A 16804-nucleotide genomic window follows, 5' to 3' on the forward strand; every position below is an offset into this window, starting at 1 on the left:
GAGCGGAAAACGAGACTCGAACTCGCGACCCTAACCTTGGCAAGGTTATGCTCTACCAACTGAGCTATTTCCGCAAATCACTTTCATAAACTGTGAAGAGAAGGAGACTCGAACTCCCACGACATAACTGTCACTACCCCCTCAAAGTAGCGCGTCTACCAATTCCGCCACCTCTCCATAATTTTAAAGTTTAACCTTTGTGCCCAGAACAGGACTCGAACCTGCATGCCTCTCGACACACGCACCTGAAACGTGCGCGTCTACCAATTCCGCCACCTGGGCAAAGATTATTGTTCCAACATTTCAAAGAAACATGAGCGGAAAACGAGACTCGAACTCGCGACCCTAACCTTGGCAAGGTTATGCTCTACCAACTGAGCTATTTCCGCATTTTTTCGTTTGCGGTTGCAAAGGTAGGGATTTTCCGTAAACCTGCAAACATTCTGCCTACTTTTTTCACAGAAATCTGTTCACTTTGCATCGACCGCAAAACAATCATTTTGATTATCAACTCATTCGGCCACGATAATCTTCATAAGAAAATTGCTTGTATATTTCAGCTTTCCCCTCTTTGGTCCAGATAGCAATGGCAGGATGGTGAATTCCGTTAAACATATTTGTCTTGACCATCGTATAATGAATCATATCTTCGAACACAATACGTTCTCCGATTTGCAAAGGATGATCGAAACTCCACAATCCCATATAGTCACCACTCAAACAGGAATTTCCTCCGAGACGATAAATATATTTTCCTTCGTTTCCCATTTCGGCACCACGCACGGCAGGCTGATAGGGCATTTCCAAACAATCAGGCATGTGGCAAGTGAAACTGACATTCAAAATAGCCGTCTTGATTCCACGACTTTCCACAATATCCACTACTTCGGAAGTCAGCACTCCCGTCTGCCATGTAAAAGCCGAACCGGGTTCCAGGATAATTCGCAGATGAGGATGGCGTGCTTTTAATCCTTGCAATAGTGTTATCAAATGTTCGGTATCATAGTCTTTACGGGTCATCAGATGTCCACCACCGAGATTCAACCACTTTATCTGTGGAAAACAACGGGAAAATTTGGCTTCGAGATGTTCCAATGTACGTTCCAACTCATACGAAGAAGATTCACAATGACAATGACAATGAAAACCTTCAATGCCTTGCGGTAATACATCGGGCAACAAATCGGCTGTTATCCCAAAACGTGTACCGGGTGCACATGGATTATAAAGTTCTGTTTCCACTTCCGAGTATTCGGGATTTACACGAATACCACAAGAAATACCACTTCCTTCTGCCACCACCATCGGATAAAAACGCTCGAACTGCTGCATCGAGTTGAAAGTGATATGACTGCTGCAACGCATTATTTCAGGAAAATCCTGTTCCGTATAAGCTGGAGAATATGTATGTGCCTTACTGCCGAATTCTTCCAGTGCCAAACGGGCTTCATACACCGAACTTGCCGTAGAATGGTCTATATATTCACGGAATATAGGGAAAGAACGCCACATGGCAAACGACTTGAAAGCAAGAATAATCTCCACTCCCGCCCTGTCGGCTACGTTTTTTATCAAACACAGGTTCTTTCTTAAAAGTTCTTCTTCCATGATATAACAAGGAGAAGGAAACTGATTAAAATCTATCATATATAAAATTATTATCTAAATTGACGCCTTACGAACGTGGATGCAAAAATACAAATTCAAAAGCAAAGAGGGATTGTTTTATTTTTAATTAAGATATTGGTTTTCGCGAACTTTTTCTTATTTTTACACCTTATATATTATAGTAAGTATTGTATCATCCTAAATACCCGATTAAAATGAATAAAGATTTAAGAAAAGTAGTGATTCTACTGGCACATCCTAACATCAAAGAATCACAAGCAAACAAAGCATTAGTTGATGCTGTCAGTGACATAGAAGGAGTGGCGGTTTTCAATCTTTACGAGCTATCGCAGGAAATCGCTTTCAATATAGATGAATGGAGTAAAATCATTTCCGATGCCTCGGCTGTCATCTATCAATTTCCTTTCTATTGGATGTCTGCACCGTCATTACTAAAGAAATGGCAGGATGAAGTCTTTACTTTTCTATCCAAGACTCCGGCTGTCGCCGGCAAACCGCTGACAGTAGTAACGACCACGGGATCCGAATACGAAGCTTATCGCAGTGGAGGCAGAAACCGTTTCACTACGGACGAATTATTACGTCCTTATCAGGTAAGTGCCATTCATTCGGGAATGTCATGGCAAACCCCTATTGTGGTTTACGGAATGGGAACAGCAGACGCCGGCAAGAATATCGCTGAAGGGGCAAATCTGTATAAACAACGTGTGGAGATGCTTATCGGTAACAGTAATGCAGGGAACAATTGGTAAGATTTATAAAGCGTAGCTTTAGATAGGATAAAGCTACGCTTTACAGATGCTAAAGCATAGCTTTAGGTTTCACCAAACACTTGTATGCCCCGCCCTGAAATAGAGGTTACTTCTAATCATGACTTCAAACATTGGCTGTGCAAACAAAATGATTATATAAGATAGTGACGCTATCCCACCAACATAGTGACGGTATATGCTTAGGATAGCGTCACTATCCAAGGCATATACCGTCACTATATTTAAACCGGGTATTTCGGGCTTTTAACTCTAGTTTCCGCGCTGTGTAGGCAAGGTAAATTCCTGCGAATCACAAATCACCCCATTCTCGTCCGCCACTGCGACACGGAATGTCACTTCACCATCTTTCAACCTTTCACCTGCATGAATCGAAGCCGTATAACGGATGCCCTCACCCGGAAGAATTTCCTCAATCATCACCGAAGGAGAGATGCCGAGATGCTTCACCTTTTCTACCGTTTCCACCACAGGAACCACATTATAGACAGGCTTTCTCCCTTCATTCATAATCTCAAAGATAATCTTGCTATTTTCTCCCGCATCAATCACATGACTACGATTATCATCAATGAAACGGATTTTGCGCAACTTCAGTTGAGAAATGGGCGGCTGCACTTGCGGCTGCTTCTTATACTTTTGCACACGTACTTCCCGTACTTCAGGAATATACGCATCCTCCTCTATCTGCTCTTGTCTCGGTGCCGTCAATGCGTTTCCAATAGCCGCACCGGCAATGGTTCCTACAATATTTCCAATAGCAGAGCCACGATAACCGCCCCTCCAGCCATGATTATTATCTCCGATAAGTCCGCCTATCGAACTTCCCAGACTACCTCCGATAGAAGCACCCGCCATGATAGCTCCCGGATTTCCCATACGCCCCGACGCACATCCACTCAAAAGCAAAGCGGAAAGCAAAATTACTGTTAGTTGTTTCTTCATGAGCCTCTCTATTTAGTGTTATTATTTATTCTACCACTTTAAAACGAGCGAAACGCAACAATAGTTGTTTGTCTCCCGCATTTTTAAAATGAATAGTGGCTTTCGCATTGTCTCCCGTTCCTTCCACTTTCAGCACTTCGCCCAATCCGAAACGTTCGTGCTCTATCATCTGTCCGACTTGTACTCCTGCTACCGATGCTGAACCGGAAGACGCCATCTGCGCACTGCTACTTCCACCAACAGCACTTACCTTCTTCAAATTTCTCGGTACACTGGGAGCAATAATCTGTGCTTTCGGACGTTCACGCTGCTCGGAAGAATTACTACCGAAAGGCGCACGCGACGGAGAAGCAGAACGGGCAAATCCCCCTTCAATCTCCCTGCGAAAACGTCCCGCTCCTTCATCCACAGCACGGCTCACTCCTGCTTCATGCGGCAACCGCAAATAATCAACATCAATATCACGCAGGAAACGACTGGGACTTCCAAACTCCATCTTTCCGTAACGGAAACGGGTTTTGGCAAAAGACAGATAGCAATGTTCTTCCGCACGGGTAATAGCTACATAGAACAAGCGACGTTCTTCTTCCAGCGCCCGGGGAGAATCTCCGACCATCCCACTGGGAAACAGATTTTCTTCCAGACCGACTACAAATACATTCTTAAACTCCAATCCTTTCGCCGAATGGACGGTCATCAACGTTATCTTTTCCCCATCATCCGCCTTGTCGGAGTCCTGATCGGTGAGCAACGCAATTTCCGAAAGGAAATCAGTAAGAGACACATTCGGATTGCCTTCCTCCTGCCGCAAAGCGCAGAAGTCATTCATACCATTCACCAACTCTTCTATGTTCTCCTTACGACTTAGATTCTCGGGGGATGTGTCCTGACAAACATCATTGATAATACCGGACTGACGGATAATATCCGTTCCTATTTCATAAGCGTTCTTATCCGCCTGATCGGCAATAAAACCTTCTATCAGTTCACGAAAGCCCTGCAGTTTTGCATGAGTTCCTTTGTTTATATCCAGTCCGTAACTCAATGGTTCGCAGACTGCCGCCCAAAGACTTACGCCATGATTGGTAGCCGCTGATATAATCTTCCCGACCGTGGTATCTCCAATGCCACGAGCCGGATAATTGATGATTCGTTTAAACGCTTCTTCATCATTCGGATTCACCACCAAACGGAAATAAGCAATCACATCTTTTATCTCTTTCCGCTGATAGAACGAGAGTCCCCCGTAAATCTTATAAGGCATACTCCGTTTCCGAAGAGCCTCTTCGAAAATACGGCTTTGCGCATTCGTACGATATAGAATGGCAAATTCAGCATATCCGTAGTGATATTCCCGACGCAGCTCCGCAATCTTATTAGCCACAATATCACCCTCTTCCACATCACTATACGCCTGAAACACACCGATGGGTTCCCCTTTTTCTTTCTCCGAGAACACGGCTTTCCGGATCTGACGTTCGTTCTTTTCAATCAGACTATTGGCAGCACAAACAATGGTTTGCGTAGAACGGTAATTCTGTTCCAGTTTAAAGACTTTCGTGTTGGGATAGATTTTCGTAAAATAGAGAATATTATCAATATCCGCCCCACGGAAAGAATAGATACTTTGCGCATCATCTCCCACCACACAGACACGTTGATTCTCCTTTGTCAGTTGCAGAACAATGCTATGCTGCGCATAATTCGTATCCTGATACTCATCCACCAACACATAACGGAACTGATCGCGATAACGTGCCAGCACTTCCGGAAAGTCACGAAACAGAATATAGGTATATACCAATAAATCATCAAAATCCATCGCTCCCGCCTGACGGCATCTGTCCCAATAACGGGTATAGATGTCACGAATAGCAGGCATCTTGGCAGCCATATTTCCTTCGTAAGCCTCTTTATTGGCAGCGTACCCCGTAGGAGTGACCAAATGGTTTTTTGCATTGGAGATGCGTGCCTGCACTACTCCCGGCTTATAAGTTTTCTCGTCCAACCCCATCTCTTTGATGATGGAACGGAGCAGGCTCTTACTATCAGCCGTATCATAAATGGTAAACTGGGAAGTAAATCCGATATATTGTGCTTCGGCACGAAGAATACGTGAGAAAATGGAATGGAAAGTACCCATCCACAAATAACGTGCCCGTTCCATACCTACCTGCCGGGCAATACGCTCTTTCATCTCGCGCGCAGCCTTATTAGTAAAGGTCAGCGCAAGGATATTCCACGGATTATACCCGTTCTCCTGCTCCAGCAAGTAAGCGATTTTATAAGTCAACACGCGCGTCTTCCCCGAACCCGCACCGGCTATCACCAGCGAAGGACCGTCATTATAAGTCACTGCTGCACACTGACTCTCGTTCAATTCATCTATATAATTGGTATTCATAACAGCATTATAAAAACAATGTGGATTTTTAACAAACCCTTGGCACTCAAATTTGTTCTCAATACAAAAGTATAATATTCATTCGAGAATGAAGGTATTTTTATGAATTTTCATCACTAACTATTTTAACCTAACCCCAAAAAGCAATGAAAAGGAGTATATTTTTATCAATTATTTTAAGTTTGTTTCTGGTTGCCTGCATTCCACAGGCAATGGCACAAAAACAGAGCCGCTTGGAAAAGCTGCTAAGGTATCTGAACGATAATGACGCCGACAAATGGCAGAAAAACCGTGATAAGATAGATGACGAGACGCAAACCTATTATGCCGAAGAACTGGCATTGTTGGACGTTCTCAACGAATTGTGGAACAAACAAAGTGAGCAAGCCGCCACCAACTATTTCGGCTGCTACGAACAAGCTACGAAAGCTTATTTTCCGAATATCTGCGAAGAAGAGAAAATACAGCTTTCCAACGTACAAGACAAAGCGGAACAGGCTGTTATCTCCATCTTAGAAGCATCGAAAGAGCAGATTCCCTTTAGCAAGACATTGATGGACAGCATCCAGTCAAGCGGCTATCCGGCAGACTCCGCCCTCTTGCAAAAGGTGCGGGACATCCGCGAACTGGCCCTACTGGAAGGGATGCTGAAAACACCTGCGCTGAACATCTATCAAACGTATATCTCGGAATATCCGAACGGCAAGTTTATCTCTCAAATCAACACTGCGGAAAACAAACGGCTTTATCAGATCGTAAAGAGTAATCCGACCTCTGCGAATTTTAAAGCATTCTTTGATAATGCCGCCATGCAGAAATTCTTCACTGATAAAGATACACGTCCCTTCCTTTCGGAAGTCCGCACATTATACGACGATTTTCTGTTTCAAGGAATTGACAGCCTCCGGGAGAAAGGAAATGCAACAGCTATCCGACAGATCATTGACGACTATAAGCAATCACCTTACCTGACTTCCACAGCACGTACGCACCTGGATGACCTTGAATATCTTAGTGAAAAAGCTGATTTTGAGCTTTTAAAACCTGCCATTGTCAGTTCCGAATCGTTAAGTATGTTGCAGGATTTTCTTTGCACACACAGATACAAGGAATTTCGCGACCAGGCCAACGCACTGCGGGCACCTTTTATTCTGCAAACAATCATATCCACCCCTACTTCCGTGAAATACTATAATGGAGGGCGATTGATAAAGTCTGCGGAAAACGACAGTACAGGAACCACCTCGACCACTTATTCGTATGACGATAAAGGACAGCTCGTCTCCACCCTGGCACTTACCATGAAGAACGGGCAGCCAAGTAATGAAATACAGACGAATAGATTATACGACCCGCAAGGTCACTGCATCTTTGAGGTACAAACGAATCCGAAAACCAAAACGGATCTCTACCGGCGGACACGCCGCATCGGTACCGATGGAAGTATTGAGAGTGATTCGCTCAAGTATGCAGACGGAAGAGTCGTCATAAGCTCCTACAATAAACAGGGATTATTGACCGAAACCAAAGAATATAATAAGAACGGAGAACTTCAGGCATACACCGCCAACAAATATGATGATAAAGGAAGATTGGTTTCATCCCAACATCAAAACTTGCTTTTTGCCAATTCTCCAGATCAGGTTATTTCACAAAAAGATGCTTATGAATACGATAAATACGGTTATCTGTCGCAGATTGTCTACCAACGGATTTTGGGTAATAACCAAAAAACGTCCGGATGCCTGACTTGCCTGTATGATAAATACGGGAACCGGATTGACGGCAATTCTTATTATGAATATGACAATACGGGCCAATGGATCTGCCGGACCAACCGCGATCACCCGAAAGAGGTGGAACGTATACAGTACATTTACAAATAAAGTAAGATGCTGTGAACATTTTGCAGAAGGCTTCTGTTATTATAGTATAACAAGCCAATTAAAACTTGTAACATTATGAATACTATATTAATGTCTTTAATTATGATGACCATGACTTACGAAATGCCTAAACTTCCTTACGCAAACAATGCGTTGGAACCTGTAATCAGTCAGCAAACAATAGATTTCCATTACGGAAAACATCTACAAACGTATGTAAATAATCTGAATAGCCTCGTACCCGGAACAGAATATGAAGGTAAAACGGTAGAAGAAATCGTTGCAACCGCACCGGACGGAGCTATATTCAATAACGCCGGACAAGTATTGAATCACAATCTGTACTTCCTGCAATTTGCCCCGAAACCCTCAAAGAAGGAACCGTCAGGCAAACTGGGAGAAGCCATCAAACGTGACTTCGGTGGCTTTGAAAACTTCAAGAAAGAATTCAACGCAGCAGCAGTCGGATTGTTCGGTTCAGGATGGGCCTGGCTATCCGTTGGGAAAGACGGTAAACTGAAAATCACGAAAGAAGCCAACGGCAGCAATCCGGTACGTGCCGGTTTGAAACCGCTTCTCGGATTTGACGTTTGGGAACACTCCTATTATCTGGATTATCAGAACCGCCGCGCCGACCACGTAAATGCCCTGTGGGACATCATCGACTGGGATGTGGTTGAAAAAAGAATGTAACCGGATTTACTAGCAAAGCTATACTTATGAAAAAGGTCGTTGTGTTTTCACAGCGACCTTTTTTACAGACTAAAAAAACAAACTTTTATTGTATATCAAACGCATTAGTTGTATTTTTGCAACCCATAAACTAGCATAACAAACAATTATGGTACTATATAAAAGAAAAGAGATACGATTTATTGTCTCCATTGCCGTTCTTCTTTTCTTCCCCCTTTTCTGCAACGCTGCCGCCACAGAAGAACCAGAGGAAGAGATCCTGTTCATTACCTCATACAATTCTGACACTAAATATACCTACGATAACATCAGCACATTTATAGAAACCTACACCCAATTGGGAGGAAGATACTCGACCATTGTAGAAAACATGAATGCGACGGATTTAACGCAGGCGCACCAATGGAAAAAAACATTAACCGATATTTTAGACAAACATCCGAAAGCTAAATTAGTGATTCTTTTGGGTGGTGAAGCATGGAGCAGTTTCCTTCATCTTGAAGATGAGAAATATAAGCAGCTTCCTGTTTTCTGCGCAATGGCATCACGCAACGGCATCCGTATTCCGGAGGATTCAATCGATATGCGGAACTATAATCCTGTAAGTATCAACTTAACGGAACGAATGAAGGAGTACAACGTAAAATACTGTGATACATACGAATATAACATCAGCAAAGATATCGAAATGATACAGGATTTCTACCCGGACACAGAGCACCTGGTATTTGTATCGGATAATACCTATAACGGACTTGCCGAACTGGCATGGTTCAAGAAAAACCTGCAACATTTCCCGCAGTTATCCATCACCTATATTGACGGTCGCATCCACACACTCGATATGGCTGCCAATCAATTGCGCAATCTTCCCAGAAACACAGCAATGCTTCTTGGTATCTGGAGAATTGACAGCCGGGGGATCACTTACATGAACAACTCCGTTTATGCTTTTTCCAAAGCCAATCCTCTCCTGCCTGTGTTCAGTATGACTTCCACCGCAATAGGCTATTGGGCCATCGGAGGATATGTCCCGCAATATGAAGGAGTGGGAAAAAATATGGGAGAATATGCTTACCGCTTTTTAGACCAGAAGGAAACGGGTATCAGCAGCATCAATATCTTACCCAACCGATATAAATTTGACGCGAAGAAACTAAAGGAATGGGGATTTGAAAACAAGAAGTTGCCTGTCAACTCAATGGTTATCAATCAGCCTATCCCCTTCTTTGTAGCCTACAAGACAGAAGTGCAATTTATCCTGATTATCTTCCTCGTATTAGTAGGAAGTCTGATGATTTCCCTGTATTACTATTACCGGACGAAAATCCTGAAAAATCACCTTGAAAGAACCACGCAACAATTGCGGGAAGATAAAAAGAAACTGGAAGAGTCTGAAATCGAATTACGCGACGCCAAAGAGCGCGCCGAAGAAGCTAATCAATTAAAAAGTGCTTTTGTCTCGAATATGAGCCATGAGATACGGACACCTTTAAACGCAATTGTCGGTTTCTCCAGCCTGATTATCGGTTCGGTAGAGCAGAATGATGAACTGAAAGAATACGCCGATATCGTCCAGACTAATTCCAATTTATTGCTCCAACTGATTAGCGATGTACTGGATATATCACGCCTGGAATCAGGAAAGCTGCAATTCAACTATGAATGGTGCGAGCTGGTGAACCATTGCCAGAATATGATTACTCTCACCAACCGGAACAAGACAGTGGATGTAGACATCAAACTCCAAATGCCTAAGGAGCCTTACATGCTCTACACGGACCCGTTGCGTCTGCAACAGATTATTATCAACCTGCTGAATAATGCCTTGAAATTCACTCCTGCCGGAGGAAGTATCACGCTGGATTATGAAGTGGACGAAGAAAAGCAATGTATGCTGTTCTCGGTGACAGATACCGGCACGGGAATCCCCGAAGATAAACAGGAACTCGTATTCCAACGTTTCGAAAAGCTGAATGAATTCGTGCAAGGTACAGGGTTGGGACTGGCTATCTGCAAACTGACCATCCAATATATGGGAGGTGATATATGGATTGACAAGAGCTACAAAAATGGCGCCCGATTTATCTTTTCTCATCCCATCAAAAAACAGGAATCAACAGAAAAAATGAAAAAAAATCGACTGATTTAGTGTTTTTCTGTTTCTTTTTCGCTTACTTTGCTCCCGTAAAGACAAAGGGGTGCCCCATGAGGGGCTGAGATTATACCCTAGGAACCTGAGGCAGTTAATACTGACGTAGGGATTGTGTTTCTTCTTATCGCCTTTCCATTTAAGCACGCTCTTTGTATTTACTTTCAACTTATTTATTCTGATAGGACAATGAAAGTACAAGTGAACAACAAAGAGGTGGAAATGACTCCTGCTTCTACCCTTACGCAACTGACAGCACAGCTCGAACTTCCGGTTCAAGGCATTGCTATCGCCGTAAACAACAAAATGATTCCCCGTATCGAATGGGAGTGTTTCATTCTACACGAGAACGATAACCTGGTGATTATCAAAGCGGCTTGCGGAGGATAAGGAGATGATTAGTCTACAATTTATCACGCATCAGACCGAACGGTATTCGTACCTCGAATCGGCACGTATGGCACTCGAAGGCGGATGCAAATGGATCCAGCTACGTATGAAAGACGCTCCTCTCGAAGAAGTGGAAGCAGTAGCCCTGCAACTGAAGCCGCTTTGCAAAGAGCACGAAGCAATCCTGATTCTGGATGACCACGTCGAACTGGCCAAAAAGCTGGAAGTGGACGGTGTACATCTAGGCAAAAAGGATATGCCTATCGACCAGGCCCGCCAAATACTTGGTGAAGCCTTTATTATCGGCGGCACTGCAAACACTTTCGAAGATGTCGTACAGCACTATCGTGCCGGAGCCGATTATCTCGGCATCGGTCCTTTCCGGTTTACTACCACTAAAAAGAATCTAAGCCCTGTACTGGGTTTGGAGGGCTATTCTTCTATTCTTTCACAGATGAAGGAAGCGAATATCGAAATCCCCGTTGTAGCTATCGGAGGAATCACTTTTGAAGATATTCCTGCCATACTTCATACAGGAGTAAATGGAATAGCCCTGTCAGGAACTATTCTCGGAGCAGATAATCCGGTAGAAGAAACACGTAGAATCATTGAAAGTGATCTATAATTTGTCAAATGATAAATGGAATTTTGATTCAGACAGAAGAACAAAAGAACATAAAAGCTGCACTTAGATAATTATTTCTACTGTTTTATTTTTGTTCTTATGTTCTTCTGTCTCAAAAAATCAGCATTTAAATAATCAACTAAAATATATAGAATGGAAAAGTTAGTAATTGCGGGACGCGAATTTAACTCCCGTCTTTTTCTAGGAACAGGAAAATTCAATTCCAATGAAGTAATGGAACAAGCTATTCTGGCTTCGGGTACGGAAATGGTAACTGTTGCCATGAAACGAATCGACATGGATAACAAAGAGGACGACATGATGAAACATATCATTCATCCGAATATTCAGTTATTGCCCAACACCTCCGGTGTACGTAACGCGGAAGAGGCTGTTTTCGCCGCGCAACTGGCTCGCGAAGCCTTTGGAACAAACTGGCTGAAACTGGAAATTCATCCGGACCCGCGCTATCTGCTCCCCGACTCTATCGAAACACTGAAAGCTACGGAAGAACTGGTGAAACTGGGCTTTATCGTGTTTCCTTATTGCCAGGCTGACCCTGTACTCTGCAAACGGCTGGAAGAAGCAGGCACAGCTACCGTTATGCCGCTCGGTGCCCCCATCGGTACGAACAAAGGATTGCAGACAAAAGAATTCCTGCAAATCATTATCGAACAGGCAGGTATCCCGGTGGTAGTGGATGCCGGTATCGGCGCGCCAAGCCATGCTGCCGAAGCAATGGAACTGGGAGCTTCCGCTGTATTAGTGAATACTGCAATAGCCGTTGCCGGAAATCCGGTAGAAATGGCTAAAGCATTCAAAGCAGCTACAGAAGCCGGAAGACAGGCTTACGAAGCAGGATTAGGATTACAAGCCATCGACTTCGTAGCAGAAGCAAGTTCACCTCTTACGGCTTTTCTTGATTAAAACAAATAAACTATGGAACAAAAAATAAAATTCCCCCGCTCGCAGAAAGTCTATTTACCGGGTAAACTTTATCCGAATATCCGCGTTGCCATGCGGAAAGTGGAGCAAGTACCCAGTGTCAGCTTTGAAGGCGAAGAAAAGATAGCAACACCGAATCCGGAAATATATGTATATGATACCAGCGGACCGTTCAGTGATGCAGAAATGAACATTGACCTCAAAAAAGGACTGCCCCGCATGCGTGAAGAATGGATCGTGAGTCGTGGTGACGTGGAACAGTTGCCTGAAATTACTTCGGAATACGGACAAATGAGAAGAGATGATAAAAGTCTCGATCACTTACGTTTCGAACACATCGCCCTGCCCTATCGTGCTAAAAAAGGAGAAGCAATCACCCAAATGGCGTATGCCAAAAGAGGAATTATCACTCCTGAAATGGAATACGTATCGATCCGCGAAAATATGAATTGTGAGGAACTGGGAATTAAAACTCACATTACCCCCGAATTTGTTCGTCAGGAGATTGCGGAGGGACGTGCTGTACTACCGGCCAACATCAACCACCCGGAAGCTGAACCGATGATTATCGGACGTAACTTCCTTGTAAAAATCAATACGAACATCGGAAATTCGGCTACTACCTCCAGCATTGATGAAGAAGTGGAGAAAGCACTGTGGAGCTGTAAATGGGGTGGAGACACGTTGATGGATCTTTCCACAGGAGAAAACATCCATGAAACACGTGAATGGATTATCCGCAATTGTCCCGTACCGGTAGGCACTGTTCCTATTTATCAGGCACTTGAAAAAGTGAATGGCATAGTGGAAGACCTCACCTGGGAAATCTACCGGGACACATTGATTGAACAATGTGAACAAGGGGTCGATTACTTTACCATCCATGCAGGGATTCGCCGTCATAATGTTCATCTTGCCGATAATCGCTTGTGCGGCATTGTCAGCCGTGGAGGAAGTATTATGAGTAAATGGTGCCTCGTACACGATCAGGAAAGTTTCTTATACGATCATTTTGACGATATCTGTGATATTCTGGCACAATATGACGTAGCCGTGTCATTAGGTGACGGACTTCGTCCGGGTTCTATCTACGACGCAAACGATGAAGCGCAGTTTGCCGAACTCGATACCATGGGAGAACTGGTGCTCCGTGCCTGGGATAAGAATGTTCAGGCATTTATTGAAGGTCCCGGACACGTTCCGATGCATAAAATTAAAGAGAACATGGAACGTCAGATTGAAAAATGCCATGACGCCCCTTTCTACACGCTCGGCCCGTTGGTGACGGATATTGCTCCCGGATACGACCATATCACTTCTGCTATCGGTGCCGCACAAATCGGATGGTTGGGTACGGCTATGCTTTGTTATGTCACCCCGAAAGAACACCTTGCCTTACCTGATAAAGAAGACGTACGCGTAGGAGTTATTACCTACAAGATAGCCGCTCATGCCGCCGATTTGGCAAAAGGACACCCGAGTGCACAGGTACGCGACAACGCATTGAGTAAAGCTCGCTATGAGTTCCGCTGGAAAGACCAGTTCGACCTATCTCTCGATCCGGAACGGGCGCAGACCTATTTCCGTGCAGGACACCATATCGATGGAGAATATTGTACGATGTGCGGACCTAATTTCTGTGCAATGAGATTGTCACGCGATTTAAAGAAAAGTGCCAAAGGCAATAAATAATGAGTGGGGAGAAACAAAACGTCGGGCCACTGACCTACCTCTCTCCCCTCATTTTAATTTTCAATTTTTAATTTATAATTGAATAAAATGTTCTCAGACGAATTAGAAAAAATATCCTGGGAAGAGACGACAAAAGCCATCTATTCCAAAACAGATGCTGACGTACGCCGTGCGTTGGGTAAAAAAGAGCATCTGGATGTCAACGACTTTATGGCGCTGATTTCACCTGCCGCCACTCCTTATCTGGAAGTGATGGCACGCCTTAGTCAGAAATATACAATGGAACGGTTCGGTAAGACAATCTCTATGTTTGTACCGCTCTACCTGACTAATTCATGTACCAATTCCTGTGTCTATTGCGGTTTTCACATCAGCAATCCGATGAAGAGAACGATATTGACAGAGGAAGAGATTGTCAATGAATACAAAGCCATCAAACGGTTGGCTCCTTTTGAGAATCTACTGCTTGTAACCGGTGAAAACCCGGCCGCAGCAGGTGTCCCATACATTGCCCGGGCGTTGGATTTGGCAAAGCCTTATTTCAGCAACCTGCAAATTGAAGTAATGCCTCTTAAAGCGGAAGAATACAAGGAGCTAACCAATCATGGCCTGAACGGAGTGATCTGTTTTCAAGAGACTTACCATAAAGCAAATTACAAAACGTATCATCCAAGAGGCATGAAGTCAAAATTCGAATGGCGTGTAAACGGCTTCGACCGCATGGGACAGGCAGGTGTACACAAGATTGGTATGGGTGTCCTGATCGGCCTGGAGGAATGGCGAACCGACGTAACGATGATGGCTTATCATCTGCGTTATTTACAGAAACATTACTGGAAAACGAAATACAGCGTAAACTTCCCGCGTATGCGCCCGTCTGAAAACGGCGGATTCCAGCCGAATGTAGTCATGAATGACCGGGAACTCGCCCAACTTACATTCGCCATGCGAATCTTCGACCATGATGTAGATATCTCTTATTCTACCCGTGAGAGCGCAGAAATCCGAAACCACATGGCAACACTTGGCGTAACCACCATGAGTGCGGAAAGTAAAACTGAACCGGGAGGATATTTCAGTTATCCTCAAACCCTGGAACAATTTCACGTAAGTGATGAGCGAAAGGCGGTTGAAGTGGAACGTGATTTGAAAAAACTGGGTCGTGAACCCGTCTGGAAAGATTGGGATCAGTCTTTTGATTTTAAAAGATAAACAGATGCGATACGACAGACAAATTATACTTCCCGAAGTCGGAGAAGAAGGTCAGAAGAAACTGCAGGAAGCCAAAGTGCTTATTGTAGGCGTGGGAGGGCTGGGCTCTCCCATCGCTCTCTACCTGGCAGGTGCTGGTGTGGGATGCCTGGGGCTGGTAGATGATGACTTAGTAAGCGTCACCAACCTGCAACGACAAGTGCTCTATTCCGAAAAGGGGTTAGGTAAACCCAAAGCTATCTGTGCTGCGGAACGGCTCTCCGCTCTTAACAGTGAGATCGAAATACACCCCTACGCTGCCCGGCTGACGAAAGACAATGCGTATGATATCATTCAGGAATATGATATAGTGGTGGATGGCTGCGACAACTTTGCCACCCGCTACCTGATTAACGACATTTGCATTGCACAGAAAAAGCCCTACGTATATGGTGCTATCTGCGGTTTTGAAGGACAGGTTTCTGTGTTCAACTACGGAAATCAAAAGAAAAACTACCGGGATCTTTATCCCGATGAAGAAGAAATGCAACGGATGCCTCCTCCACCCAAAGGAGTGATGGGGGTTACTCCTGCCATTGTAGGGAGCATTGAAGCTACGGAAGTACTGAAAATAATCTGTGGTTTTGGTGATGTTTTAGCCGGCGAACTATGGACAATTGACCTGCGGACACTGCAATCTAACAAATTTTCACTATAAAGGTTGGTTTCTGACATAGTTAATTAGTAACTTTGCTAAACAATCCAATTTTAACAAAAGAAATGAAACTAATTGTAGTTACCACCCCTACTTTCTTCGTCGAAGAAGATAAGATTATTACCGCTCTTTTCGAAGAGGGGCTGGATGTCCTACATCTTAGGAAGCCGGAGACTCCGGCTATGTATTCGGAACGGCTATTGACACTTATTCCGGATAAATATCACCGTCGCATCGTTACACATGAGCATTTTTATCTGAAAGAAGAATTCAACCTGATGGGAATCCACCTGAATGCACGTAACCCCAAAGAACCGCATGATTATTATGGTCATATCAGTTGTTCCTGCCATTCAGTGGAGGAGGTAAAAAACAGAAAGCACTTTTACGACTATGTTTTTATGAGCCCTATCTATGACAGTATCTCTAAAGTGAATTACTATTCAACATACACTGCCGAAGAGTTACGCGAAGCACAAAGAGCCAAGATTATCGACTCGAAAGTGATGGCATTGGGAGGTATCAATGAAGACAATTTATTGGAGATTAAGGATTTCGGTTTCGGAGGGGCTGTTGTCTTAGGAGATCTCTGGAATAGATTCGACGCTTGTCAGGACCAAAATTATTTAGCCGTAATCGAGCATTTCAAAAAGCTGAAGAAACTATCAGATTAATAAATATAACCGATCATAAAACTAACTGGTTATGCTTCCTCATTTTATCCAATAAGAGAAGTGTTTTTCCCAATCATGAAATATTAAAAAGCC

The 16804-nt window shown here is 43.9% G+C and carries 14 protein-coding genes, 4 tRNA genes and 1 riboswitch; of the genes, 11 read left to right on the forward strand and 7 right to left on the reverse strand.

Features of this window, described 5'->3' with window-relative positions:
• Nucleotide 1: 1 nt before the first annotated feature.
• The 5 genes from DW862_RS18815 to nspC form a co-directional block, all read right to left on the reverse strand.
• Nucleotides 2-74 (reverse strand) — tRNA-Gly (locus DW862_RS18815).
• Nucleotides 75-93: 19 nt separating this feature from the next.
• Nucleotides 94-177 (reverse strand) — tRNA-Leu (locus DW862_RS18820).
• 23 nt (nucleotides 178-200) lie between these two features.
• Nucleotides 201-282 (reverse strand) — tRNA-Leu (locus tag DW862_RS18825).
• Nucleotides 283-316: 34 nt separating this feature from the next.
• Nucleotides 317-389: transfer RNA gene (locus DW862_RS18830), tRNA-Gly, on the reverse strand.
• Nucleotides 390-507: 118 nt separating this feature from the next.
• Entirely contained in the window at nucleotides 508-1647 is a 1140-nt protein-coding gene (gene nspC, locus DW862_RS18835) for a carboxynorspermidine decarboxylase (RefSeq protein ID WP_087318729.1), read from the reverse strand.
• A gap of 176 nt (nucleotides 1648-1823) precedes the next feature.
• On the opposite strand from nspC, the gene DW862_RS18840 reads away from it, so the two are divergent.
• On the forward strand, nucleotides 1824-2381 hold the full coding sequence (locus DW862_RS18840) for an NAD(P)H-dependent oxidoreductase (RefSeq protein WP_120069887.1): 558 nt from the start codon (nucleotides 1824-1826) through the stop codon (nucleotides 2379-2381).
• Between the two features lie 270 nt (nucleotides 2382-2651).
• Here the strand turns inward: DW862_RS18840 and DW862_RS18845 are convergent, their stop codons facing one another.
• Complete coding sequence (locus DW862_RS18845; RefSeq protein ID WP_120069891.1) at nucleotides 2652-3344, reverse strand: glycine zipper family protein; 693 nt, start codon at nucleotides 3342-3344, stop codon at nucleotides 2652-2654.
• A gap of 25 nt (nucleotides 3345-3369) precedes the next feature.
• Entirely contained in the window at nucleotides 3370-5748 is a 2379-nt protein-coding gene (locus DW862_RS18850) for an ATP-dependent helicase (RefSeq protein ID WP_120069896.1), read from the reverse strand.
• 146 nt (nucleotides 5749-5894) lie between these two features.
• Between DW862_RS18850 and DW862_RS18855 the strand changes: the two genes are divergently transcribed.
• From DW862_RS18855 to DW862_RS18900, 10 genes are all read left to right on the forward strand, one after another.
• Complete coding sequence (locus DW862_RS18855) at nucleotides 5895-7634, forward strand: RHS repeat protein (protein WP_120069899.1); 1740 nt, start codon at nucleotides 5895-5897, stop codon at nucleotides 7632-7634.
• Nucleotides 7635-7709: 75 nt separating this feature from the next.
• A complete protein-coding gene (locus DW862_RS18860) occupies nucleotides 7710-8327 on the forward strand; it encodes a superoxide dismutase (RefSeq protein ID WP_120069903.1) in 618 nt (205 codons plus the stop codon).
• A gap of 148 nt (nucleotides 8328-8475) precedes the next feature.
• Entirely contained in the window at nucleotides 8476-10479 is a 2004-nt protein-coding gene (locus DW862_RS18865; RefSeq protein ID WP_120069906.1) for an ATP-binding protein, read from the forward strand.
• Between the two features lie 35 nt (nucleotides 10480-10514).
• Nucleotides 10515-10608: riboswitch (TPP riboswitch) on the forward strand.
• A 60-nt stretch (nucleotides 10609-10668) separates the two neighbouring features.
• The gene (gene thiS, locus DW862_RS18870) at nucleotides 10669-10869 is read left to right on the forward strand and encodes a sulfur carrier protein ThiS (protein ID WP_008017057.1); all 201 of its coding nucleotides are present in this window, start codon (nucleotides 10669-10671) and stop codon (nucleotides 10867-10869) included.
• 4 nt (nucleotides 10870-10873) lie between these two features.
• A complete protein-coding gene (locus DW862_RS18875) occupies nucleotides 10874-11494 on the forward strand; it encodes a thiamine phosphate synthase (RefSeq protein ID WP_008022656.1) in 621 nt (206 codons plus the stop codon).
• A gap of 153 nt (nucleotides 11495-11647) precedes the next feature.
• Nucleotides 11648-12421: a thiazole synthase gene (locus tag DW862_RS18880; RefSeq protein ID WP_120069909.1), complete on the forward strand. Its 774-nt coding sequence runs from the start codon at nucleotides 11648-11650 to the stop codon at nucleotides 12419-12421.
• Between the two features lie 12 nt (nucleotides 12422-12433).
• On the forward strand, nucleotides 12434-14131 hold the full coding sequence (thiC, locus tag DW862_RS18885) for a phosphomethylpyrimidine synthase ThiC (protein WP_117809620.1): 1698 nt from the start codon (nucleotides 12434-12436) through the stop codon (nucleotides 14129-14131).
• 87 nt (nucleotides 14132-14218) lie between these two features.
• A complete protein-coding gene (gene thiH / locus DW862_RS18890) occupies nucleotides 14219-15343 on the forward strand; it encodes a 2-iminoacetate synthase ThiH (RefSeq protein WP_004313167.1) in 1125 nt (374 codons plus the stop codon).
• 4 nt (nucleotides 15344-15347) lie between these two features.
• On the forward strand, nucleotides 15348-16040 hold the full coding sequence (locus tag DW862_RS18895; RefSeq protein WP_118419474.1) for a HesA/MoeB/ThiF family protein: 693 nt from the start codon (nucleotides 15348-15350) through the stop codon (nucleotides 16038-16040).
• Between the two features lie 62 nt (nucleotides 16041-16102).
• Nucleotides 16103-16711, forward strand: coding sequence for a thiamine phosphate synthase (locus DW862_RS18900; protein WP_004313169.1), 609 nt, complete (start codon nucleotides 16103-16105; stop codon nucleotides 16709-16711).
• Nucleotides 16712-16804: the final 93 nt, after the last annotated feature.

It is taken from the genome of Bacteroides sp. AM37-9 (assembly GCF_003603455.1).
Taxonomy (GTDB): Bacteria; Bacteroidota; Bacteroidia; order Bacteroidales; family Bacteroidaceae; genus Bacteroides; species Bacteroides xylanisolvens.